Below are 23,249 nucleotides of genomic sequence, written 5' to 3'. Positions count from 1 at the left end.
CTGGTCGGGAAGGGCAGGCGCAACAGGGGCCCACCGTCCGGCAATGTCAGGCGGACTTGAACTTGAGCGAGTCGCACAGCGCCTTGTTCTCTGCGATGACTTGATCCATCAGGCTCCAGTCGATCGCAGCACGGGGCACAGGCTTGCGTACGTATCCCAGTTCGCGCATGGATTGCGCGCGATCCAGGATGAACTGGGTATTGCGCCGCTGATCCACCATCACCGGCTGCTTGCTGGCGGCGAGCTTGGCGGCCTCGAACGAGGTCTTGTAGTAGCTGCCCACGGTTTCGCGCAGGGCGGCATCCACGTCACGCTCGACCTCCGCCTGGGCCTGGAACATCGCCTTGATGATGGCCTTGACCGCCTTGGGGTTCTTTTCGATCAGAGGGGTGCGCGCAGCCAGCACGCAGTCGGAATAGAGATTGCCGTAGAGATCCTTGCCGTCGGTCAGGATCGTGGAGCCCTTGCGCTCCTCCAGGCACTTGGTGGCGTAGGGCTCGATGTGGCAGATGGCGTCCACCGCGCCCGCGATGAAGGCCTGTGCGAGCTCGGGGGACGTGTTGAAGTAACGCACCTTCACGTCCTTGAAAGACATGTTGCTCTTCTTGAGGTAGTCGTAGGGCAGGACTTCCAGCGTATCGGCCTGGAAGGTGCCGATGGACTTGCCGCGCAGGTCGGCCGCGCTCTTGATGCCTTCGCGGGCAATCAGGATGCAGCCCTCCACGCCCGCTCCCGCCACGATCTTCACTGGTGCGCCCGCGTCATACAGCGTCAGGAAGTTGGAATATGGAAGCACCGACATGTCCACCTGGCCCGCGCCGAACAGCGTGGCGATGTCGGCGTTGGTCGGCGTGACGACGAACTTCAGATCCACGCCGTCGGCCTTGGCCATGCCGCGCTTTTCCGCCAGGAAGAAAGCCAGGTTGCACAGGCCGGTCCCGTGGGTGGCCTTGATGGTCGTGGCTGCGGCGGCCGTGCCCGGCAGCAGACTGGCGGCCATGCCGATGGGCACCGCCAGAGAAGCCCCCGCGGCCGAGGCGCCCTTGATGAATTCACGACGCGAAGGTGCGCCGAAATCGTGTTCCAGATTGCAGTGACGGTTGCACATAAGGCTCTCCAAAAAGTGCGCCTGGGGCGCAGATAACGATCAACACCAGCCCCGAAGGGGCTGGGGGCTTCCTTCTGTCTCCTCGATCCCGTGCGCCGTCATGCCGCCAGCCGCTCCACAAGCGCAGCCATCTGCAGCACACGCGCATCTTCGAAACGGGGCGCGACGATCTGCAGGCCGACCGGCGCGCCACGAACCTGTCCCGCAGGCACGGAACAAGCCGGCACGCCGCACAGGTTGAACAAGGGCGTGAATACGGCATGCCCGCGCGGCCCGGCCGGCCGGCCTTCGATCCGCGCGGGGCCGAGTTCGGTGTGTGCCCAGGGCACGACCGGCACGGTGGGACACAGCAGGACGTCGTATTCCGAAAAGAAGCGACTCAGTTCGCGCGCGATGCGCTCGCGCGCGCGCAACACCCGGGCCCAATCGACCGCATCGGCGCGGGCACCAGCTTCGATCTGCATCACCAGCACGGGGTCGATGTCGTGCGGACGCCGCGCCAGCGCTTCGTGATGCAGCGCGTGCAAACCCGCGTGCTGCAGGGCATCCATCGGATAATCGCGCACGGCCTGCCCCCAGGACGGATCGGCCTCCACCACCATCCACCCCCGCTCGCGCAGACGCAACACGGAGGCTTCGACCGCCGACAGCACGTCTTGATCGATGGCGAAGTCGCACCCCAGGCGCGGACTCCAGGCGATTCGCCAATCCCTGGGTGGTGCCTGGCGCGTGCCGGACAGCGCCTGCCAGTCCACCGGCAGCGCGGGCGCACTCACGTCACCCGCGTCGAAATCGGCCAGATGGTCGAACAACCAAGCGCAGTCGGCGGCATTGCGCGCCAGCAGGCCCACCACGGACACCCCGTAGTTAGGCTCGCCGAAACCCCAGGGATGCGGGATGAGGCCCTGCGAAGGCTTGAGCCCCACCAGCCCGGTGTGCGCAGCCGGGCGGCGCACCGAGCCGCCGGCATCGGTTCCCAGGGCCAGCAAGCCCAGGCCGGCCGCCAGCGCCGCCACGGCGCCGCCGGAGGAGCCCCCCGGCGTCAACGCGGGATCCAACGGATGCCGCGTCGGCCCGTACACCAGGTTGTCGGTCACGCCCTTGCACGCGAACTCCGAGCAGTTGGTGATACCAAGGATCACCGCGCCCAGATGGCGCAGACGCGCCACAGCCCAGGCATCACGCGGGGCCACGAAATCGGCGAACAAACGCGAACCCTGGGTGATGGTGCGGCCCGCCACCCACAGGTTGTCCTTGATCGTCACCGGAACACCCGCCATCGGAAGGCATTCGCCCCTGGCCAGCCGCTCATCCGCCTGGGCCGCCTGGCGCAGCACATCGGCCGGATCGAACTGCACCAAGGCATTGATCGAAGGATTGACGGCCTGTACGCGCTCGATGAAATGCCGCGCCACGTCCAGCGCGCGCAGCGCACCCTGGTTCACGCAGTCGGCGCACTCGCGGGCCGTCCACTCGTGCAGGGCACTCACGCCGCGCCTCCGAACAGGGCGGTCAGCGCCGGCGACACGCCATGCACTGCTCGCCCCCCGGTGGCCGACACGCTCCCCACCCGGGCCTTGGGCAGCTGCAGGGCCACACGGGCCTCGGCCATGGCCACGGCACAAGCGACGCCATCGAGCAACGGAACCGATACCTCGCGCTGCCACTGCGGCGCCATGGCGGCCATCGCCGCCCCGGCCAGCAGCACCGCTTCGGCTCCCTGGCTCTGCACCAGCGCACGGCAGCATGCGGCGACCTCCGCCCCCACACGGGCCGGATCCTCGAACGTGCGCTGCGGCGGCACGTCCAGGGTGGCGACACCGGCCAGGCGATGGGCCAGCCTATGCGCCTCGGCCAGCTCGCGGTAGAGAGGCGCCATGCGAGCGCCATAGGTCACGACACCCAGGCGCGTGGCCACGGTACACCCCATGAGCAGCCCGGCTTCGGTCATGCCGATCACCGGCATGTCCAGCAACTCGCGGCAGGCCCAAAGCCCGGTGTCCAGCGACACCGCCAGCACCACGGCATCACAACCCGGCGCATGATCGGCCACGAGCTGCAGCACGCTGTGCTGGGCCAGCGCGTTCTCGGCGCGCGAGCCGATCACCGCGGGGCCGAAGGAGCCGGTCACACCCACAAGCTCGGTGCCCGCGCGCGCGACGCCTCTGGCGGCACCCATGACCGCATCGGTCACGGCCTGGGTGGTGTTGGGATTCACGAGCAGGATTCGCATGGCCATGGCCTCACGCCGAAACCCCTGGGGCAGCGGGGTGCACCGGGTTTCCGCAGCCCAGAAGCGCGGGATAGGTGTCCGCCGGCACCGGCAATTGCAAGGATCGGCGGTAGACCGCCTCCATCGCCTCGATCACGGGCGCGGCATCCGCCTCGGCCGTGGCATAGCGTTCGCGCAGGCCCTCGAATTCCTGGGCAATCTCCGCCAGCAGGGCGGCTTCGTCAACCCGCGTCAGACGCCCTTCGCGCAGAACGGTCTCGCCGTCCACCATCACGTAGTCGATGCCCGCGCCCCGCTCACCGTAAGCCAGTTGGCGCAGGGGATCGTTCAACGGCGTGAAGGTCACCGTGTCCAGCCGGTAACCCACCAGATCGGCCCGGGCGCCGACACGCAGGCTGCCCAGCGAATCGCCAAAACCCAGTGCCCGGCCGCCACCCAGGGTCCCCGCCCGCCAGGCCTCGCGGGCCGAGAGCCAGCGTCCCCCATCGGTTCCGCGCAACTTGGACAGGCCCGCCGCGGTGCCCACCACCTGCAGCATGTTGGTGCTCACGGTGGAGCACGAGCCGTCGGAGCCCAGGCTGACGTTCACGCCAGCGTCCAGCAGTTCCCTGACCGGCTGCACGCCCGAGCCCAGCAGCAGATTGCTCCAGGGGTTGTGCTGCGCGGTGGCACCACTGTCGGCCATGCGCGCCATCTCACGGGGATTGAGCCAGACCGCATGAATCAGACTGGTGGCAGGCTTGAGAAAACCGATGCGCGCCAGGTACTCGACCATGGGCGAGCCATAGAACTGCAAGCCGCTGACGACCTGCAGCCGCGTTTCCTGCACGTGGGTGATCACCGGCAACCCGTATTCGTCGGCCAGGCCGCGCAGTGTCAGCAGGAAGGGCTCGGTGCAACGCTGCGGTGCCGACGCCGACACCAGCACCCCGACTCGCCGCCGGTGCGGGTGGCGCGTGGGCACCAGATCGCGCATCAAGGCCAGGAAATCCTCGCCCGCCGGGCGCGGTGACTGCCGCAGGCTTTTCAGCAAGTCGGGCGGCAGCAGGTCGTCGACGAAGGGGAAGTTGTCGACCATGGGCTTGTCCATCATGGCGAAGCCCAACAAGGCACGCACGCCGCAGTCGTCGTAGGCCCGCAGCACGGCATCCACCACTTCGCGGTCAATGGCGCCACCCAGCGCCAGATCGTCCACCAGCGTCGTGCAGCCGGTGCGCAAGGCCTCGATGGCACCGATCATGGCCCGCAAATAGGCTTGGCGCGCGGTGAGCCTCACCGGCATGCGCCCGCGCACCATGTGTTGCCACAGCTCCAGCGGCAGGTTCTCGGTTCGCCCGCGCTGGAAATGCTCATGCGAATGCTGATGGCCATTGACCAGGCCAGGCGCCAGCAAACGGCCCGCGAGACCAATCACCTCATCGAAACCCTGCGAGGCGATGCGCCCGGCCGGCTCGATGGCCGCGATGCGGCCGCCCTCGATCAGCACGTCGCGCAAGCACCCGTCGAAGACGAAGTCGTCACCCAGCAAGACCTGCGCATCGCGCAGCAGGATTCGTCTTGGGGTCATTTGGAGGCGAGCACGGGACGATGCATGCCTCACCTCATTCAATATTCATGCCAACAAAACTACGAACAGTTTGCCGGCATGAATGGTGCTTTTGTAGACAATATTATGGATTATTGTCTACCTTTCTCATGAGCCATTCCCGCGCGCCCCAGAACAGAGCGCATCCGCACCGAGAACGTCATCAACCCAACAAAGCTTGCGCCAGATCCACCATCTGCTCGCGCGGCACATCGAGCGCCAGCGAGTGTTCGATATGGTGAAGATGCTCCAGCATCAGCTCGGCGGCGCGGTCGGCGCGTCGGCGGCTCATCGCCGACAGCAACTGCTCGTGCTCGTCCTCCCTGCATGAGGTGGAATGCGGTGCGTCGTACAGAAATATCGCCAGACAGGTCAGCGTTGCCAGCCCTCGTATGGTGCGCGCCAGCGTGCGGTTGCCCGCGTAGTCGGCCAATCGCATATGGAATTCACCGGACAAGCGCACCATGGCCGGACGATCCTTGCGCGCGCGCGCGTCCTCTTCCTCCTTCACCAGCGCCCGCAGGCGACCCAGCGCTTCGGTGTCCCGCAAGGCCACGAAGCGGCGCACCAGGGCCGGCTCGATCAAACGACGAGCCTCGAAGATATCGCGCGTCTCCTCGGGTGTGGGAGAGGCGATGAACGCACCACGGTTGGGGATGGTGCACACCACCCCTTCGTTCGCCAGGCGGCCCAGCACATCCCGTACTTGCGCGCGGCTGGTGTCGAACAGTACGGCCAGACGATCCTCCGCGAGCTTGGTGCCCGGCGGCAGCCGATGCTCCAGGACCGCGCGCTGGATACGGTCATAGATGACGTTGCGAACAACGGCACCGGCGGGGGTGCTCGTGGATTTGCGAGCAGTCATGGTGTTCCTTTTTCTACAAAAGCAGGGCAGATGATGCACAAAAACTTCGGAGGGATGTCATGAAACGCGTTCTCATCGGCGTTCTCACGCCATCCTCGAACACGGCTCTCGAGCCCCTGACCTCGGCCATGCTCAGTGGCCTGCACGAGGTCTCCGCGCATTTCTCACGCTTTCGCGTGACGCAGATCGCACTGCATGCGCAAGCTTTGGGCCAGTTTCAGGTCGAGCCGATTCTGGAGGCCGCACGGCTGCTGGCCGATGCCCGCGTGGATGTGATCGCCTGGAGCGGAACGTCGTCGGGCTGGCTCGGCTTCGAGGCCGACCAGGCGCTTTGCGAGGCCGTCCGGAAAACCACCGGCGTGCCCTGCTGCACCTCGGTTCTGGCGCTCAACGAGCTGATGCAGCGCCGGGGCGTGCGGCGATTCGGCCTGGTCACGCCGTATCTCGATGAAGTGCAGGCGGCCATCGTCTCGCAGTACGCACGCCATGGCCTGGACTGCGTGGCCGAGCAGCACCTGGGCCTGCAGGAGAACTTCGGTTTTTCCGAGGTTCCCCTCGATCGCCTCACCGGCATGGTGCGGACGGTCGCGCAAGCCCGCCCGTCCTGCATCACCACCTTCTGCACCAACCTGCGTGCCGCCCATCTGGTGCCCGCCTGGGAAGCGGAGCTGGGCATACCGGTCTACGACACTGTCAGCACCGCGGTATGGAAAGCCTTGCGCATGTGCGGCGTCGACACGCGCCGCGTGCAGGGCTGGGGCAGCCTTTTCAACCACAACTGAGGACCACCATGGACAAACCGTTCGATCTCATCGTGCGCAATGCGCACGTGGCCACCGCGGCCGATCTGTTCCATTGCGACATCGGCGTGCGCGAAGGGCGTATCGCGGCCCTGGCCGACCGGCTGCCGCCGTCCCCCGCCACGCGGGAGATCGACGCCGCCGGACGCTTCGTCACCCCTGGCGGCGTGGACTCGCACTGCCATCTGGACCAACCCATGCAGCCCCCCGTCCGCATGGCCGACGACTTCGTCACCGGCACGCGATCGGCGGCCTGCGGAGGCACGACCACCGTCATCCCCTTCGCGGCGCAGCAGCGCGGGCAGCGCATGTTCGACGCCGTCGCCGACTACCACCGCCGCGCCGACGGACGCGCCAGCGTGGACTACGCCTTTCACCTGATCGTGAGCGACCCCACGCCGGCGGTGCTGCGGCAGGAGCTGCCGGCCCTCATCGAGAAGGGCTACACCTCGTTCAAGCTGTACATGACCTACGAGGACATGAAGCTGGACGACCGCCAGGTGCTGGAGCTTCTGGAAGTGGCGCGGGAGCACGGCGCGATGGTGATGGTGCACGCGGAGAACACCGACGCCATCGCCTTCCTCACCGAGCGCCTGCTGGCCCAGGGCAAGACCGCCCCCCGCTACCACGGGCTCTCGCGGCCCTCGCCGGTGGAGCGCGAGGCCACGCACCGGGCGATTTCCCTGGCGGAACTGATCGACGTGCCCATCCTGATCGTGCACGTCTCGGGCGCCGAGGCGGTGGAGCAGATTCGCTGGGCCCGCGGCAAGGGCCTGAACGTGCACGCCGAGACTTGTCCGCAATACCTCTTCCTCACCCAGGACGATCTCGCGCTGCCCGGTTTCCTGGGCGCGCGTTGCGTCTGCAGCCCGCCGCCACGCGACGCCGCCAACCAGCAGGTGATCTGGGACGGCCTGGCGGATGGGCTGTTCACGGTCTATTCATCCGACCACGCGCCTTACAACTACGACGACCCCGCCGGCAAACACCTGGGCGCACGGGAACCCGCCTTCCCCGACGTGCCCAACGGCGTGCCCGGCATCGAAACGCGGATGCCGCTGCTGTTTTCCGAGGGCGTGCTCGCCGACCGACTGACCCTCCAGCAGTTCGTGGCGCTGACCGCCACCAATGCGGCGCGGCTGTACGGCCTGTATCCCCGCAAGGGCACGATCGCCGTGGGCAGCGATGCGGATCTCGTGGTCTGGAACACCGGACGGCCATACACCATCCGCAACCGCGACCTGCACCACGCGGTGGACTACACGCCATACGAAGGCAGGCAGTTGCAGGCGTGGCCCGGCATGACCCTGCTGCGCGGCGAGGTGGTATGGGACGGCGAGCGCTTCCTGGGGCGCGAAGGAGGCGGAACGTTCCTGCCTTGCGCGCGCCCCGAGATGGCGCGCCCCCGGCCGCGCGCCCAGAGCTGGCGCCGCTGGGCGGGACTGGAGGCATGACCATGGAGACACGCTGGATCATTACCGCAGGCGCCCACAGATTCGTTGCCGCGCCTCACCCCGACGCCCCTCGAACGGTGGCGGCCTTCGAGCGCCTGCTGCCCTACCGCCAGAAGCTCATCCACGTCCGCTGGAGCGGAGAGGCCGTCTGGGTGCCGCTGGGAGATTTCAAGCTGGGCGTCGACTTCGAGAACCACACCAGCCACCCCTCGGCGGGCGACGTGCTGTTCTATCCCGGCGGCTACAGCGAAGCCGAATTGCTCATTGCCTACGGCAGTTGCTGCTTTTCCAGCAAGATGGGGCAGCTCGCGGGCAACCATTTCCTGACCATCGTCGAGGGACGCGAGCACCTGGCGGCCCTGGGCCGCCAGGTGCTCTGGCAAGGGGCGCAGGACATCGCCATCGAGCGCGCCTGAATCACCGTCTTCAAATTCAAGCACCATGCAGCGATCTATCTCAGCGCTTACCCGTTCGAGTCATGGCATTGATTACGGTCAAAACCGGTGGCAGCGCATAACTGGCAAGCGCCGCAAGCTCCTTGAAGCACAGCGGCAACGTTTCATGACCAAATCCTCTGAGATCTGGTCCGGCTTGGCCAGGAATTACCTAAAAAATAATACAAAGGATTTATTTTTTAGATGGAGCGCACCTTTTCTGGGCAACCAAACCCGCACCATCCCCGGGCAAGCCCCGATACCGGTCACGCCGCCGCACGGTTACATTCGGGCCACTCAGTCCGCAGGTCCTCAGAGGCCGTGGTCACAAAGGGCCGAGGAGACAGCACACAACGAGCAATCGGCCACCGGTACCGGTTTCCAGCGACAGCACGAGATTCATCAGCTATAAACGACTCCAAAGGGCGCCCTCGGGCGCCCTTTTCTTTGGCCGGGCGGCGCTGGCGGATAATCAGCCGTTTCGGCCGCCAGCGTCCGTCCGTGCTGCGCCGGCCGCTATCACAAGCGTAGAAGGCATCTTGGGCATGGAACTGGTCATCGTCTCGCTGGCCTCGCTGCTGGCGGGGCTGGTGGATGCCATCGTGGGCGGCGGCGGGCTGATCCTGGTGCCGGCGCTGTTCGCCACCTACCCCACGGCGGCGCCGGCCACGCTGTTCGGCACCAACAAGAGCGCCTCGGTCTGGGGCACCGGCATCGCGACGCTGCAATACGCGCGCCGCGTGCGCCTGCGCTGGCCGGTGATGCTGCCGGCGGCGCTGGCGGCGCTGCTGGGCTCGTTCGTGGGCGCCTGGGTGGTGACGCTGATCGACCCGGGCTTTCTGCGCCGGCTGCTGCCCTTCATCCTGCTGGCGGTGCTGCTCTACACGCTCGGCAAGAAGGAGCTGGGCCGCACGCACGCGCCGCACCTGGACCCGCGCCGCGAGACGCTGCTGGCCTGCGCCATCGGCGCGGTGATCGGCTGGTACGACGGCTTCTTCGGCCCGGGCACGGGCAGCTTCTTCATCTTCCTGTTCGTGCGGCTGCTGGGCTACGACTTCCTCAACGCCTCGGCCGCCGCCAAGCTGCTGAACGTGGCCACCAACGTGGCGGCGATCGCGCTGTTCGCGGCCAAGGGCCACGTATGGTGGCACGTCGGCCTGGTGATGGCGGCGGCCAACGTGGCGGGCAGCCTGGTGGGCACGCGGCTGGCGCTGAAGCACGGCGCGGGCTTCGTGCGCGGGGTGTTCATCGTCGTCGTGGGGGCGCTGATCCTGAAGACGGGGTACGACGCATTTCTCAAATGAAATAGGGCTCCAGCGCCCGCCCATCAAGCGCCGACAGCTCCTGATTTCATAGTATCAACGGCCGCGCCACAGGCGCACCGCCTCGGGCAGGGTGTCGGCCTGGGGCGCGAAGTGGTCGATCAGCGCGCCCAGCAGCACGCCGCAGGCCAGGGCGCCGAGCAGCGGCTTCCAGGTCAGGCGGATGGCGGCCAGCAGCCAGCCTTCGCGCTCGACGCGCACCACGGTGCGGGCGGCGGTCCAGGCGAAGGCCAGTTCCACCGCCACGGCCAGCAGCGCCTCGGTGCCGAAGTAGGCCAGCAGCAGCCCGCCGCCGCCGAGCAGCGCCGCCGCGACGGCCGCGAACACCGCCAGCACGGGGATGACGACGATGGCGCCCTCGTCGGCGCCGCTCACCGCGTCCAGCGCGCCGGAAGCCGCGTCACCCAGCGCCGAGCCGGCGTCGGCGGGCAGCTCGAAGCTGGCGTCGGCCCCGCCGCCGCCGAAGTCGCCGCCGCCGCCACGCTCGTAGCCGCCGTGCGCGCCACGCCCGCCGCCGCCATCGGGCCAGGGCAGGTCGAGGCCGGGATCGGGCACGTCCCGCTCCTCCTCGCGCACCAGCATGCCGGCCCACACGCGCACCAGCAGCAGGTAGGCCCCGTAGCCGGCGCCCAGCGCGATGGCGTAGCGCCAGGCCAGCGCATCGACGCCGGCGTGGCGCAGCAAGGTGGTGGCGAGCAGCATCGCGCCCAGGGTCAGCAGCCCCATCGCCCAGCCGTGCAGCCACAGCACGTGGCGGCCGCGCAGGTGGCGCACCAGGGCGCCTTCGCGCACCCGGATGCTCCTGAAATTAGAGCTTCTCGCGCTTATCCGGCGGGTGCTGGAGGCCGATTTGGCACTCAAACCGGCTTACTCCGCGACCGACACCGGCACGCGCGGCGCCAGCGCGCACATCAGCTCGTAGCCGACGGTGCCGGCGGCCTGCGCCACCTCGTCGATGGGCAGCACGGCGCCGCCGGCGGCCATGCCCCACAGCGTGACCTCGCTGCCCGGGCGCGCCTGCGGCACCGGCGCCAGATCGACCACGATCATGTCCATGCTGACGCGGCCCAGGGTGCGGGTGCGCACGCCGTCGACCAGCACCGGCGTGCCGGTGGGCGCGTGGCGCGGGTAGCCGTCGGCGTAGCCGCAGGCGACGACACCGGCGCGCAGCGGCCGGTCGGCCACGAAGGTGGAGCCGTAGCCCACGCTGTCGCCCGGCTGGAGCGCATTGACTGCTATCAACCTGGAAGCCAGCGTCATCGTCGGCCGCAGGCCCCAGTGCGCCGCGTCGTGCTCGGGGAAGTCGGGCGAGGCGCCGTAGGCGGCGATGCCGGGGCGCACCCAGTCGCCGCGCACGGCGGCATCGTGGCCGTGGCGCAGGGTGGCGGCGCTGTTGCACACGCTGCGCTCGCCGGGCAGGCCCTCGGTGGCGCGCTCGAAGGCGGCCCACTGCGCGGCGATGCCCTTGGGGCCGTCGGCATCGGCGAAGTGCGTCATGAGCGAGATCTCGTCCACCTGCGGCAGCGCCTGCAGGCGCGCGTGGGCGGCGCGCAAGCGCGCGGGCGTGAAGCCCAGCCGGTTCATGCCCGAGTTCATCTTCAGGAACACGTGGTGCGGCTGGTGGGTCTTGTGCGTGGCCAGCCAGTCGATCTGTTCGTCGCAGTGCACGGCGTGCCACAGGTTCAGGCGCGAGCACAGCTCCAGGTCGCGCGGCTCGAACACGCCCTCCAGCAGCAGGACGGGGCCGCGCCAGCCCAGGCGCCGCACGCGCTCGGCCTCGTCCAGGTCCAGCAGCGCGAAGCCGTCGGCGCCGCGCAGGCCCTCGTAGGCGCGCTCGATGCCGTGGCCGTAGGCGTTGGCCTTGACGATGGCCCACACGCGCGCGCCCGGCGCGGCGGCGCGCAGGCGCTCTATGTTGTGGCGCAGCGCGGCGGTATGGATGGTGGCGTGGATGGGGCGCGGCATGGGGCGGCGAGTGCTCTGGGAAGCCCGATTCTGGCACCGCGCCAGCCAAGAAAACCCTGGCCGGCGGCGCGAACCTTGCATGCTATAACGGCCGCACGATTCACCCTGACCACCGATTGCTGCTGTCACCCTGGGCCCCGCCCGCCGGACCCACGCTCCCATGAAGCGCGGCTTCTACACCATCATGGCCGCGCAGTTCTTCAGCTCGCTGGCCGACAACGCGCTGTTCGTCGCCGCGGTCGAGCTGCTGCGCGGCGCCGGCGGGCAGGAATGGCAGCGCGCCGCGCTGGTGCCGATGTTCGCGCTGTTCTACGTGGTGCTGGCGCCCTGGGTGGGCGCGTTCGCGGATTCGCGGCCCAAGGGGCGGGTGATGTTCTTCAGCAACGCGATCAAGATCGTCGGCTGCCTGCTGATGCTGTTCGGCGGCCACCCGCTGCTGGCCTACGCCATCGTCGGGCTGGGCGCGGCGGCCTATTCGCCGGCCAAGTACGGCATCCTGACCGAGCTGCTGCCGCCCTCCCAGCTGGTCAAGGCCAACGGCTGGATCGAGGGGCTGACCATCGCCTCCATCATCCTGGGCGTGCTGCTGGGCGGGCAGCTGCTGGGGCCGCGCCTGTCGTCGGCGCTGCTGGCCATCGATCTGCCAGGCGTGGACAGCGGCATCGACACCCCGGCCGAGGCCGCCATCGCCGCCATGGTGCTGGTGTACGCGCTGGCCGCGGCGATCAACCTGCGCATTCCGCACACCGGCGTGGAGATGCGGCCCCTGCCGGCCAAGAAGCTGGCGCTGCTGGCCGACTTCTGGCGCTGCAATTCGCGGCTGTGGCACGACAAGCTGGGCCAGATCTCGCTGGCCACCACCACGCTGTTCTGGGGCGTGTCGGGCAACATGCGCTACATCGTGCTGGCCTGGGCGGCGGCGGCGCTGGGCTACGCCACCATGCAGGCGGCCAGCCTGGTGGGCGTGGTGGCCATCGGCACGGCGGCGGGAGCGGTGCTGGCGGCCATGCGGGTGCGGCTGGACCGCGCCACCTCGGTGATGCCGCTGGGCGTGCTGATGGGCGCGGCGGTGATCGCCATGGTGTTCATCGACCGGCTGTGGCTGGCGGTGCCGTTCCTGATCTTCCTGGGCGCCCTGGGCGGCTACATCGTGGTGCCGATGAACGCGCTGCTGCAGCACCGCGGCCACAACCTGATGGGCGCCGGCCGCTCGATCGCGGTGCAGAACTTCAACGAGCAGGCCTGCATCCTGGCGCTGGGGGCGCTGTACAGCGCTTCCACCGGCTTCGGGCTGCCGGCGTTCGGCGCCATCACGCTGTTCGGCGGCGTGGTGATGGTGGTGATGCTGGCGATCCAGCTCTGGCACATGCACAACCTGCGGCACCGCACGGCCGAGGTGGAACAGCTGCTGCGCATCGCGCGCAGCGATCCCGGCCAGCATTGACCGCCGCGCCGCGCGCCAACGCCGTCAATGGTGCGGAATCAGGCCGCGATGGGCGAAGTAGGCCACCAGCCGCTCGCGCTGGAGCGGCACCGTCATCCAGGCGCAACCCGTCATGCGCGCGCGCATGCGGTCGAACACGCTGCCGTGGCGCGCCACCACGGCCAGGTGCGGCAGGCCGCCGGGGGCGCGCCGCCGTTCACTGAGCGCGCGCGCCAGCGGCATCATCCGCTCGCCCAGCGAAGCCTGGTCCAGGAACACGAAGGACACCACGCCCTGCGCCAGCAGGCGCTCGGCCAGTTCGGCGCCTTCGACCACGCGCACGCGATAACCCAGCTTGCGCAGGCCCAGCGGCAGCGTATGGTGCTTGGTGCCGCCCAGACCGACGACCACCATGATGTCGGCCTCGAGATCGTCGGGCAGCCCGTGCACGCCGCCGTCGCCCGTGGCGGCGGCTGGCACCGGCGCGCTGACCGCGCGCTCCGGCGTGGCCCAGGTGGCGCGCGCCGACACCGGCCGCACGGCCACGGCGGCGCCGGCCCCGAGCGGCGCCGACGCCGTGGTGGGCGCGAACGCCACCCGGTCGCGCTCGCTGATGGCGGCAGGCTGCGACTCGGGCGGCGGCCGCGTCGGCGGCACGGTGGTCGGGCTGAAGGTGCCGCTGAAGTCGGACGGCTGGCCGCGCCGCTGGTGCGGCCAGTCCAGGCCGCTCAGCACGCGCACCACGCCGGCCATGTCGAGCGGACGCGGCAGCACCGGCAGATCGACCGGCTCGGCGCCGGACGGACGGCCCACCAGCACCAGCAGGGCGCCGGGGTGGTCGGCCTGCAGGCGCTGCACCACGCCGCGGTCGTCGCCGTTGACGATCAGCAGGTCGGCGTCCTCGGGCTTGTACACCTGCGCCAGGTCGTCGCCCTCGGCCGCTTCGAGGGCGAAGATCGACTCCAGCAGCGAGCGCTCGCTGGGCGTGAGTCCGACGAAGGCGTAGGTATAGGGCACGGTGCGTTCAGGGGTGAATCTCTGCATTGTTGACGCTGTGCCCGCGCATGTCGATGATCAAGGGGATTCGGCGGCCGCCGCCGTCCCCGTCCGGCCCGAAAGATGCGCGCCGGCGTTGTAGCGGCGCCGCACGCCAGTGACCTATTCACCCCCAGGAGAACTCCATGAGCCGCGACACCTTTCCCGCCCCCTTGACCTTGCAGACGCTGGAGGGCGAGGAACTGCCCTGGGACAGCCTGCACGGCAAGGTGGTGCTGGTGGTCAACACCGCCAGCGCCTGCGGCTTCACCCCGCAGCTGGGCGAGTTGCAGGCGCTGCACGAGCAGTACGCCGATCGCGGGCTGGTGGTGCTGGGCTTCCCGTGCAACCAGTTCGGCGGGCAGGAGCCGGGCGACGCGGCCGAGATCGGCGCCTTCTGCGAGCGCAACTACGGCGTGAGCTTCCCGATGATGGAAAAGACCGAGGTCAACGGCCCCGGCGCGCATCCGTTGTTCGCCTGGCTGAAGCGCGCGGCGCCGGGCATGCTGGGCACGCAGGCGGTCAAGTGGAACTTCACCAAGTTCCTGGTCGGCAAGGATGGCCGGGTGATCCGCCGCTATGCGCCGCAGGATGCGCCGAAGGCGCTGGCGGGGGATATCGAGGCGGCGCTGGGTGCCTGATGGCGAAAGGCTGGCGCGCTCCAGGAGGCATGCCGCTTCTGTCCGAACAGATATCCCATCCACCCCTGGTTAAGCACCCCCCATCATGGCCACGAAGTCCGTCCAAGCACTCCTGGATGACATTCGTCTGCTTGGCGGCGAGCAACTCTCATTGAGTGAGTCTGTTCGCAAGCTCGTCAAAAGGACCATTCCATCCGTGACCGAGGAGGTCAAGTACGGCGGCATCCTCTTCGCCTCGGGCGTGCAGTTCTGCGGCGTCTTTGCCTACAGGCAGCATGTCTCGATGGGGTTTGGCAGCGGCGCCAAGATCTCGGACACTCTCGGCCATCTGGAGGGCGGCGGCAAAGGACATCCAGACTGAAGGGCCGGCCCACGACCTTCCGCTGGCTTTGGAGGCCGCGAGGAGTGGCGCCCAGCCACATTCAGGCCGACCAGCTCGCTGGATTCCAAGCCTTTTGAGCCCCCAGCGCTTATGCAGAAAGCGCTGGCAGCTATAAAAACAGGAGTCTCAGAACGCACCGATGGGGAGGGTTGCCCGCTTGCGGGCAGTCACGGCGCGCTCCTGCCTTTCGCAGCGGCCACGCGCCGCGCGCGCTCCAGCTGCTGGGCCGCGGCGCGGGGCTCGATGCCGTACATGTCGGCGAAGGCCTCCAGCGTCTGGCCGCTGGCCTCGAAGGCGCGCAGCAGGGCTTCGTCGCGCGCGTTGCGGGCCATCCATTCGGCGAAGGCTTCCTCCAGGAGGGCGTTGGCGGCCTCGTCGCGGCTTGCTACCCGCGCGGTGTAGTCCTCGCGCGAGAGGCCCGAGGCCTCGAAGGTGGCGATGATGCGCTGGCGCAGCCGGGGCAGCAGGTCTTCGGTGGCGCGGCCCTTCCGGCGGCGGTACACCTCCAGCAGCGCGTGGTGCACGTGCTCGGGCGCCATGGCCTCCACAGGCTGGCCCGCCAGGTCGCGGCGCTGCTCGCCGGCCGCCACGGCTTGCAGGTAGCGGGTGGAGCGGGTGTGCAGGCCCAGCGCGGTCTTGAGGTCTTCCTTGGCGAACACGCCGGGGTGCGCGGCCTGGAGGTCGTGGAAGATGCCGCGCTTGAGCGGGTGGAACACGGCGCCGAACAGCTGCGGGTACAGGGCGGCCAGTTGCTCCAGCACGGGGTGGGCGGTGCGCGCGCCGGCCACGGGTGCCTGGGGGTGGCGGCGCCGGCCCTGGCGCGGCGCGGCGGGGGAAGGCGTCTCGGCCGGGACTTCGGGCGGGGCGGTATCGGTCATGTCGGGCGGGCTGCGCTGGGGGCAGCGGAACGGGCAAAGCCTTCGATCATGCCAGGGCCTCGTCCAGCAGTTCCACCCAGTGCCGCACCGGCACGTCGGTGCCGGCCTGCAGGTGGGTGATGCAGCCGATGTTGGCCGACAGGATGGCGGCTGGCCGCTCGGCCGCGCTGGCGCCCAGCAGGTGGCCGAGCTTGCGCTCGCGCAGCTGCGCGGCCAGCACGGGCTGCAAGACCGAGTAGGTGCCGGCCGAGCCGCAGCACAGGTGCGCCTCCTCGGCCGCCGGGCGCACGGGCAGGCCGAGCGCGGCGAGCTGCGGCTCCACGGTGCCGCGCAGCTTCAGCGCGTGCTGCAAGGTGCAGGGGGCGTGCCAGGCCAGCGTGCCCTCCGGGGGTCGCAGGCGGCCGCGCAGCGCGGGGGCGATGTCGGGCAGCAGCTCGCTCAGGTCGCGCGCCAGCTCGGAGACGCGGGCGGCCTTGGCGGCATAGCGCGCGTCCTCGCGCAGCAGGTGGCCGTAGTCCTTGACCATGGCGCCGCAGCCGGAGGCGTTGATGACGATGGCCTCGGCACCACCTTGTTGGGGCGCGCGCTCGATGTGCGGCCACCAGGCATCGATGTTGGCGCGCATCTGCTTCAGGCCACCCTCGGCATCGGCCAGGTGGAACTTGACCGCGCCGCAGCAGCCCTGCCCGCGCGCCAGCACGCACTGGATGCCGGCGGCGTCCAGCACGCGGGCGGTGGCGGCGTTGATGTTGGGCGCCATCGACGGCTGCACGCAGCCGGCCAGCAGCAGCACCTTGCGCGCGTGCGTGCGCGTGGGCCAGGCGCCGGCGGGCCGGCGCTCGGGCACCTTGGCGCGCAGCGCCGCCGGCAGCAGCCCGCGCACCGACTGGCCGACGCGCATCGCCGGGCCGAACAGCGGCGAGCCCAGGCCCCAGCGCAGCCAGCGCCGCAGGCGCGCCTCGGCCGGCGGGCGCGGCACGCGCTCTTCCACCACCTGGCGGCCCAGGTCCACCAGGTGCCCGTACTGCACGCCGCTGGGGCAGGTGGTCTCGCAGTTGCGGCAGGTCAGGCACCGATCCAGGTGCAGTTGCGTGTCGCGCGTGGGCGCGGCGCCCTCGAACACCTGCTTGATCAGGTAGATGCGGCCGCGCGGGCCGTCCAGCTCGTCGCCCAGCAGCTGGTAGGTGGGGCAGGTGGCGGTGCAGAAGCCGCAGTGCACACACTTGCGCAGGATGGCCTCGGCCTCGCGGCCGATGGGCGTGTCCTTGAACTCGGGGGACAGGGTGGTCTGCATGGCGGTGGTCGTGGGTATTTTTTATATCGAATCGGGCTGTAGCGCCCGCCAGTCAAGCGCTGGCAGCTATGAAATCAGAAGCCCATGCGCCCCTGGCCGAAGATGCCGGCCGGGTCGAACTCGGCCTTCAGCCGCTGGTGGATGCGCGCCAGCGGCTCATGCAAAGGCGTGAACACCGGCACGCTGCCATCGCCGCCGCGAAACAGCGTGGCGTGGCCGCCGGCGCGCGCCGCCGCCTCGCGCACGCGCGGCGCCCAGGCGGGCGGCAGGCGCAGCCAGCGCTGGGCGCCGTGCCACTCGACCAGCGTCGGCCCCAGGTTGAGCGGCGTGGCCGTGTCCGGCACGCTCGCGCGCCACAGCGCCTCGCCCGGCGCCAGCCGGAAGAAGGGCAGCGCCTGGTCGCGCAATGCCTGCCACTGGCGCTCGGCGCGTTCATCGTCCAGCCGCTGGCCGCCCATCGACTGGCAGGCGCTGGCCACCGCCGCCCGCGCGCCGCGCAGCCGCACGGCGAGCTGCCCGTCGGCCCAGCAGCTGGCGTTGAGGGGCAGCGGCTGGCCGGCCCAGCGGTTGAGCTGCTGGCGCGCGCTGGTCTCGGACAGCTCGAACAGCAGCGTGGCCTCGGCCGGCGGCACGGGCAGCACCTTGAGGCTGACCTCCACGATCACGCCCAGCGTGCCCAGGGAGCCGGCCATCAGGCGGCTCGCGTCGTAGCCGGCCACGTTCTTCATCACCTGGCCGCCGAAGGTCAGCAGCTCGCCACGGCCGTTGAGGATCTGCACGCCCAGCACGTAATCGCGCAGCGCGCCGGCGCTGGCGCGCGCCGGGCCCGACAGCCCCGCCGCCACCATGCCGCCCACGGTGCCGGCAACGCCGAAGCGCGGCGGCTCGAAGGGCAAGCATTGGTTGCTTTCGGCCAGCAGCGCCTCCAGATCGCGCAGGCGCGTGCCGCCGCGCACGGTCACCACCAGCTCGCTCGGTTCGTGGCTGACCACGCCGGCCAGCAAGCGCGCGTCGAGCAGTTCGCCGTGCAGCTGCTGGCCGTAGAAGTCCTTGGTGCCGCCGCCGCGGATGCGCAGCGGCCGTCCGCGTTCGGCGGACTGGATGATTTTCTCGGCGATCTGTTCGGCGGCGGCGTCCATGCGCGTGATCGTATCCGCCCGGACAGAAAAAAAGCCCGCCGTGCGGCGGGCAGTCGAACCTTGGAGAGAAGCTTCTTGTTGTGCCGGGCGCGCGGGCAGCGGACGCGGGTGCTCCGCGCGCCAGAGGGGGCATCAGCGGTTGTACGCCGTCTCGCCGTGGCTGGTGATGTCCAGGCCCTCGCGCTCGTCCTCTTCGGAGACGCGCAGGCCCAGCACCAGGTCGGCGATCTTGTAGGCGACGAAGGCCACCACGCCCGACCACACGATGGTGAACAGCACGCTCTTGACCTGCACCCACACCTGGTGGCCCATGGCGAAGTCGGCGCCCTGCACGCCGCCCAGGCCGGGGGCGGCGAACACGCCGGTCAGGATGGCGCCGATGATGCCGCCCACGCCGTGCACGCCGAACACGTCGAACGCGTCGTCCGCGTTCAGCATGCGCTTGAGCCCGCCCACGCCCCACAGGCACACCACGCCGGCGATCAGGCCGATGACGATGGAGCCCATCGGGCCGACGAAGCCGGCCGCCGGGGTGACGGCCACCAGGCCGGCGACGGCGCCGGAAGCGGCGCCCAGCATCGAGGCCTTGCCCTTGTGCATGGCCTCGGCGGCGCACCAGGCGAGCGTGGCGGCGGCGGTGGCCAGCACGGTGTTGACGAACGCCAGGCCGGCCAGGGCGTTGGCGGCGCCGGCCGAGCCGGCGTTGAAGCCGAACCAGCCCACCCACAGCAGCGAGGCGCCCACCATCGTCAGCGTCAGGCTGTGCGGCGCCATCGTCTCGCGGCCGAAGCCGATGCGCTTGCCCACCATGTAGGCGCCCACCAGGCCGGCGACACCGGCGTTGATGTGCACCACGGTGCCGCCGGCGAAGTCGAGCGCGCCGTCGGCGCCCAGCAGGCCGCCGCCCCACACGATGTGGGCCATCGGCACGTAGCTGAAGGTGAACCACAGCACGGCGAACAGCAGCACGGCGGAGAAGCGCGCGCGCTCGGCGAAGGAGCCGACGATCAGCGCCACGGTGATGGCGGCGAAGGTGCCCTGGAAGGCGACGAACACGTACTCGGGGATGGTGGCGAGCGCGCCGAAGGTCTCCTGCGTCACGCCCTTGAGGAACAGCTTGTCGAAGCCGCCGAAGAACTTGCCTTCGCCGGCGAAGGCCAGGCTGTAGCCGTACAGCGACCACAGGATGCTGATGAGCGAGAAGATGACGAACACCTGCATCAGCACACTCAGCATGTTCTTGCTGCGGCCCAGGCCGCCGTAGAACAACGCCAGGCCGGGCACGGTCATCAGGATCACCAGCAGCGTGGAGGTCAGCATCCAGGCGGTATCGCCGGAATCGACCTTGGGCGCGGGCGCGGCGGCGGCGGGCGCGGGCTCCGCGGCAGCGGCGGCCGGCGCGGGCGCGGCGGTGGCCGCCGGTTCGGAGGCGGCGGGCGCCTGCGCCAGCGCGGCGGCGCCGCCGGCCAGCAGGCTCAGGCCCAGCATGAGGGAAGCAAGCAGTTTTTTCATGGCAGAACTCTTGGAGGAATTGGCACGCTCAGAGGGCTTCCTTGCCCGTCTCGCCGGTGCGGATGCGGATGACCTGTTCGACGTCGGCGACGAAAATCTTGCCGTCGCCGATCTTGCCGGTGCGCGCGCTTTGCTCGATGGCCTCGACCACGCGCTCGACCACGTCGTCGGCCACGGCGGTCTCGATCTTGACCTTGGGCAGGAAATCGACCACGTACTCGGCGCCGCGGTACAGCTCGGTGTGGCCCTTCTGGCGGCCGAAGCCCTTGACCTCGGTGACGGTGATGCCCTGCACGCCCAGCGCCGACAGGGCTTCGCGCACCTCGTCGAGCTTGAAGGGTTTGATGACGGCGGTGACCAGTTTCATTTTGCTTCCTTTTCGATAGCTACCAGCGCTTGACTGGCAAGCGCTGGCGGCACATTTCGCTCAGAACGAGTACTTCAGCCCGACCACCAGCCCGGTCTTGCCGGTGAAGCGGCCGGAAGGCGTGACGTACAGCGCCTTGTCGGCGTTGGTGCCGATGACGGCGGCGCTGGCCGACAGGCCGTTGCCGAAGTCCTTGTTCAGCGTCACCGCGTAGTCGGTGTACGAGAACGCGCTGTTGTGGCGGATCCACTGGCGGCCGATGTGCGGCACCACCGACCAGCCGTCGCCCAGGTCGAAGCTGGCGGAGAGGTCGAGGTAGCCGCTGCCCTTGCTGTCGTCGAAGCCGAACAGGTTGGTCAGCGAGTGCGAATACTTGGCGGTGAACATCTCGTAGGTCACGGCGCCGTAGATCTCGGTGGTGTTGGGGCTGATGGCCAGCTTGGCGTTGGGGTACTGGTAGCGCAGCAGGCCGACGTCGTAGCCGATGGGGCCGGCCGTGCCCTTGTAGCCGCCGTAGACGTCCCACTCCAGCGGCGCGTCGCCGCCGGCGTCCTTGACCCACTTGATCGTGGTCAGCCAGGTGCCTACATACAGGCCGCTGGAGTGGCTGTAGTCGGCGCCGGCGCTGATGGCCGGCTTCAGGCGCGTCTGCGCGATGCCGCGGTAGCGGTAGTCGCTGGTCACGGCGGCGTTGAACGAGAAGCTGTGCTCGGGCGTGGGCGCCGGAGCTGCGGCGGCCTGCGCGAAGGCGCCGACGCTGGCGCCGAGCAGGCCGGCGGCCAGCAAAGACCTGGCCAGGATGTGCGTGTTAGTGATCATGTCCTCTCCTATCAAGGTGAAAATGGCAATGGATCACCCATTGCAGGGACCGTGCCAGCGTTGCAAGACGCTACATTCCTGGCCATCCGGCCATGAGGACGGCGGCGCAGCCCGCAAATGGTGTGCCGCGCATTCGCACCAATGAGGTGCCAGACCGCAGGCTGATGGCCCGCACGCTTTCGAACGCACCAATTCAGGGATATCGCACCATGGCCTTGAGCCTGATCCAGAGCCGCGCGCTGATGGGCCTGGCCGCGCCCGCCGTCACGGTGGAGGTGCACCTGGCCAATGGCCTGCCCAGCTTCACCCTGGTCGGCCTGGCCGACGTGGAAGTGAAGGAAGCGCGCGAGCGCGTGCGCTCGGCGCTGCTGAACAGCGGGCTTCAGTTCCCGCACAACCAGCGCATCACCGTCAACCTCGCGCCGGCCGACCTGCCCAAGGATTCGGGCCGGTTCGACCTGCCCATCGCCCTGGGCATCCTGGCCGCCAGCGGGCAGATCGACGGCGCCCGGCTGGCGGGCTGGGAATTCGCCGGCGAGCTGTCGCTGTCGGGCGAGTTGCGCCCGGTGCGCGGCGCGCTGGCCATGAGCGTGGCGCTGCACCGCGCCGGCGTGCAGGCGCGGCTGGCCCTGCCGCCCGGCAGCGCGGAAGAAGCCGCGCTGGTGCCCGGCATGGCCGTGTACCGCGCGCGGCACCTGCTGGACGTGGCGGCGCAGTTCCTGCCCGGCCGCACGGACGACCCGCCCGCGCCCGACACGCCCGGCTGGTCGCGCGTGCTGCCCGCCGAGAGCGCCGCCGCGTCGGCCTACCCCGACCTGGCCGACGTGAAGGGCCAGGCCGCGCCCCGGCGCGCGCTGGAGATCGCCGCCGCCGGCGGCCATTCGCTGCTGATGGTGGGCCCGCCCGGCACCGGCAAGTCGATGCTGGCGCAGCGCTTCGCCGGCCTGCTGCCGCCCATGGGCGTGGCCGAGGCACTGGAGAGCGCCGCCATCGCCAGCCTGGGCGGCGCCTTCGCGCTCGGTGCCTGGGGCCAGCGGCCGACGCGCGCGCCGCACCATTCGGCCAGCGCGGTGGCGCTGGTGGGCGGCGGCTCGCCGCCGCGGCCGGGCGAGATCTCACTGGCGCACGAAGGCGTGCTGTTCCTCGACGAATTGCCCGAATTCCCCCGCGCCGCGCTGGAGGCCCTGCGCGAGCCGCTGGAGAGCGGCCGCATCAGCATCAGCCGCGCGGCGCAGCGCGCCGAGTTCCCGGCGCGCTTCCAGCTCGTCGCGGCGATGAACCCCTGCCCCTGCGGCTACCTGGGCGCGCGCGGCCGCGCCTGCCGCTGCACGCCCGACCAGGTGGCGCGCTACCAGGGCAAGCTGTCGGGCCCGCTGCTGGACCGCATCGACCTGCACGTGGAAGTGGCCGCGCTGCCGCCCGAAGACCTGCTGGCCGCCCCGCCCGGCGAGCCCACCGCCGCCGTGCGCGCGCGCTGCATCGCCGCGCGCGAGCGCGCGCTGGCGCGCCAGGGCCACCCCAACCAGGCGCTGCACGGCCAGGCCATCGACCGGCACGCGCAACTCGACGACGCGGCCGCGCGCTTTTTGCACACCGCCGCCAGCCGCCTGGGCTGGAGCGCCCGCGCCACGCACCGCGCGCTGAAGGTGGCGCGCACCATCGCCGACCTGGCGGGCAGCGCCGCCGTCGGCGTGGCGCACGTGGGCGAGGCGGTGCAGTACCGGCGCGCGCTCCAGATGACGAACGAGGGATGACGTCGCCGCGCGTCGCGTCAATGGCCAGCGATTTTTCCGGTTCTTCGGCATTTTCAAGCCAAATTGGCCTCCAGAGCCTGTCCACCAAGCGCCGGCAGCTATTATTAACATAGCTATGGCCCTGCGTTCAGCGCTGCCCGGTCAGCCGCAGAAAGGCCCGCGCGGTTTTGGCGGCCGATGACGGCGCACCGATCCACGCCCTGAGCGGCCTCGGCCGCGAGAAGTTTGCCGCGACAGGG

General features: G+C 69.8%; 22 protein-coding genes. 8 read left to right on the top strand and 14 right to left on the bottom strand.

From position 1 onward, the window contains the following. Positions 1 to 46 precede the first annotated feature (46 nt). From QM772_RS12550 to QM772_RS12530, 5 genes are all read right to left on the bottom strand, one after another. A complete protein-coding gene (locus QM772_RS12550; protein ID WP_415136951.1) occupies positions 47 to 1,108 on the bottom strand; it encodes an ABC transporter substrate-binding protein in 1,062 nt (353 codons plus the stop codon). Positions 1,109 to 1,206: 98 nt separating this feature from the next. Further along, positions 1,207 to 2,598 carry an amidase gene (locus QM772_RS12545; protein ID WP_415136949.1) on the bottom strand — a complete coding sequence of 464 codons (1,392 nt, stop codon included), beginning with the start codon at positions 2,596 to 2,598 and terminating at the stop codon, positions 1,207 to 1,209. After that, complete coding sequence (locus QM772_RS12540) at positions 2,595 to 3,341, bottom strand: aspartate/glutamate racemase family protein (protein ID WP_415136947.1); 747 nt, start codon at positions 3,339 to 3,341, stop codon at positions 2,595 to 2,597. Before QM772_RS12540 ends, QM772_RS12545 begins: the two co-directional genes overlap by 4 nt. 10 nt (positions 3,342 to 3,351) lie before the next feature. Then, positions 3,352 to 4,908, bottom strand: a complete 1,557-nt coding sequence (locus QM772_RS12535) for an amidohydrolase family protein (protein WP_415136945.1) — start codon at positions 4,906 to 4,908, stop codon at positions 3,352 to 3,354. 181 nt (positions 4,909 to 5,089) lie between these two features. Then, a complete protein-coding gene (locus QM772_RS12530) occupies positions 5,090 to 5,791 on the bottom strand; it encodes a GntR family transcriptional regulator (protein WP_415136943.1) in 702 nt (233 codons plus the stop codon). A 59-nt stretch (positions 5,792 to 5,850) separates the two neighbouring features. On the opposite strand from QM772_RS12530, the gene QM772_RS12525 reads away from it, so the two are divergent. From QM772_RS12525 to QM772_RS12510, 4 genes are all read left to right on the top strand, one after another. After that, a complete protein-coding gene (locus tag QM772_RS12525) occupies positions 5,851 to 6,573 on the top strand; it encodes an aspartate/glutamate racemase family protein (RefSeq protein ID WP_415136941.1) in 723 nt (240 codons plus the stop codon). An 8-nt stretch (positions 6,574 to 6,581) separates the two neighbouring features. Continuing rightward, positions 6,582 to 8,045, top strand: coding sequence for a dihydropyrimidinase (hydA, locus tag QM772_RS12520; protein WP_415136939.1), 1,464 nt, complete (start codon positions 6,582 to 6,584; stop codon positions 8,043 to 8,045). 2 nt (positions 8,046 to 8,047) lie between these two features. Next, the gene (locus tag QM772_RS12515; RefSeq protein ID WP_415136937.1) at positions 8,048 to 8,461 is read left to right on the top strand and encodes a DUF3830 family protein; all 414 of its coding nucleotides are present in this window, start codon (positions 8,048 to 8,050) and stop codon (positions 8,459 to 8,461) included. 563 nt (positions 8,462 to 9,024) lie between these two features. Next, complete coding sequence (locus QM772_RS12510) at positions 9,025 to 9,783, top strand: TSUP family transporter (protein WP_415136935.1); 759 nt, start codon at positions 9,025 to 9,027, stop codon at positions 9,781 to 9,783. Positions 9,784 to 9,837: 54 nt separating this feature from the next. On the opposite strand, the gene QM772_RS12505 is transcribed toward QM772_RS12510, so the two are convergent. Together QM772_RS12505 and alr are read right to left on the bottom strand one after the other, a co-directional pair. Then, a complete protein-coding gene (locus QM772_RS12505) occupies positions 9,838 to 10,593 on the bottom strand; it encodes a hypothetical protein (protein ID WP_415136933.1) in 756 nt (251 codons plus the stop codon). Positions 10,594 to 10,668: 75 nt separating this feature from the next. After that, the gene (gene alr / locus QM772_RS12500) at positions 10,669 to 11,766 is read right to left on the bottom strand and encodes an alanine racemase (RefSeq protein WP_415136931.1); all 1,098 of its coding nucleotides are present in this window, start codon (positions 11,764 to 11,766) and stop codon (positions 10,669 to 10,671) included. 160 nt (positions 11,767 to 11,926) lie between these two features. Here alr and lplT point away from each other — a divergent pair, with 160 nt between their 5' ends. Beyond that, positions 11,927 to 13,210 (top strand): lysophospholipid transporter LplT, encoded by a 1,284-nt coding sequence (gene lplT, locus QM772_RS12495; protein WP_415136929.1) that lies wholly within the window; start codon positions 11,927 to 11,929, stop codon positions 13,208 to 13,210. A gap of 24 nt (positions 13,211 to 13,234) precedes the next feature. On the opposite strand, the gene QM772_RS12490 is transcribed toward lplT, so the two are convergent. Continuing rightward, positions 13,235 to 14,206: a hypothetical protein gene (locus QM772_RS12490; protein WP_415136927.1), complete on the bottom strand. Its 972-nt coding sequence runs from the start codon at positions 14,204 to 14,206 to the stop codon at positions 13,235 to 13,237. Between the two features lie 164 nt (positions 14,207 to 14,370). On the opposite strand from QM772_RS12490, the gene QM772_RS12485 reads away from it, so the two are divergent. Then, positions 14,371 to 14,865 carry a glutathione peroxidase gene (locus QM772_RS12485; protein WP_415136925.1) on the top strand — a complete coding sequence of 165 codons (495 nt, stop codon included), beginning with the start codon at positions 14,371 to 14,373 and terminating at the stop codon, positions 14,863 to 14,865. 85 nt (positions 14,866 to 14,950) lie between these two features. Further along, complete coding sequence (locus QM772_RS12480; protein ID WP_415136923.1) at positions 14,951 to 15,226, top strand: DUF1801 domain-containing protein; 276 nt, start codon at positions 14,951 to 14,953, stop codon at positions 15,224 to 15,226. A 188-nt stretch (positions 15,227 to 15,414) separates the two neighbouring features. Here QM772_RS12480 and QM772_RS12475 read toward each other — a convergent pair whose 3' ends face one another. The 6 genes from QM772_RS12475 to QM772_RS12450 form a co-directional block, all read right to left on the bottom strand. Further along, the gene (locus tag QM772_RS12475) at positions 15,415 to 16,125 is read right to left on the bottom strand and encodes a ProQ/FINO family protein (RefSeq protein WP_415136921.1); all 711 of its coding nucleotides are present in this window, start codon (positions 16,123 to 16,125) and stop codon (positions 15,415 to 15,417) included. 46 nt (positions 16,126 to 16,171) lie between these two features. Continuing rightward, positions 16,172 to 17,419 carry a glycolate oxidase subunit GlcF gene (glcF, locus tag QM772_RS12470; protein WP_415136919.1) on the bottom strand — a complete coding sequence of 416 codons (1,248 nt, stop codon included), beginning with the start codon at positions 17,417 to 17,419 and terminating at the stop codon, positions 16,172 to 16,174. Between the two features lie 74 nt (positions 17,420 to 17,493). Further along, positions 17,494 to 18,558, bottom strand: coding sequence for a glycolate oxidase subunit GlcE (gene glcE, locus QM772_RS12465; protein ID WP_415136917.1), 1,065 nt, complete (start codon positions 18,556 to 18,558; stop codon positions 17,494 to 17,496). Positions 18,559 to 18,690: 132 nt separating this feature from the next. After that, a complete protein-coding gene (gene amt / locus QM772_RS12460; protein ID WP_415136915.1) occupies positions 18,691 to 20,070 on the bottom strand; it encodes an ammonium transporter in 1,380 nt (459 codons plus the stop codon). Positions 20,071 to 20,098: 28 nt separating this feature from the next. After that, on the bottom strand, positions 20,099 to 20,437 hold the full coding sequence (gene glnK, locus QM772_RS12455) for a P-II family nitrogen regulator (RefSeq protein ID WP_415136913.1): 339 nt from the start codon (positions 20,435 to 20,437) through the stop codon (positions 20,099 to 20,101). Between the two features lie 60 nt (positions 20,438 to 20,497). Beyond that, positions 20,498 to 21,256, bottom strand: a complete 759-nt coding sequence (locus tag QM772_RS12450; protein ID WP_415136911.1) for a TorF family putative porin — start codon at positions 21,254 to 21,256, stop codon at positions 20,498 to 20,500. A gap of 209 nt (positions 21,257 to 21,465) precedes the next feature. Between QM772_RS12450 and QM772_RS12445 the strand changes: the two genes are divergently transcribed. Further along, positions 21,466 to 23,010, top strand: coding sequence for a YifB family Mg chelatase-like AAA ATPase (locus QM772_RS12445; protein ID WP_415136909.1), 1,545 nt, complete (start codon positions 21,466 to 21,468; stop codon positions 23,008 to 23,010). The last annotated feature ends 239 nt before the right edge of the window (positions 23,011 to 23,249 follow it).

Origin of the sequence: Ottowia sp., assembly GCF_047601385.1 — a bacterium.
In the GTDB taxonomy this organism is placed as follows: Bacteria; Pseudomonadota; Gammaproteobacteria; order Burkholderiales; family Burkholderiaceae_C; genus Ottowia.
Note: the sequence above shows the minus strand (reverse complement) of the source record. Positions and strands in the feature narration are given on the sequence as shown.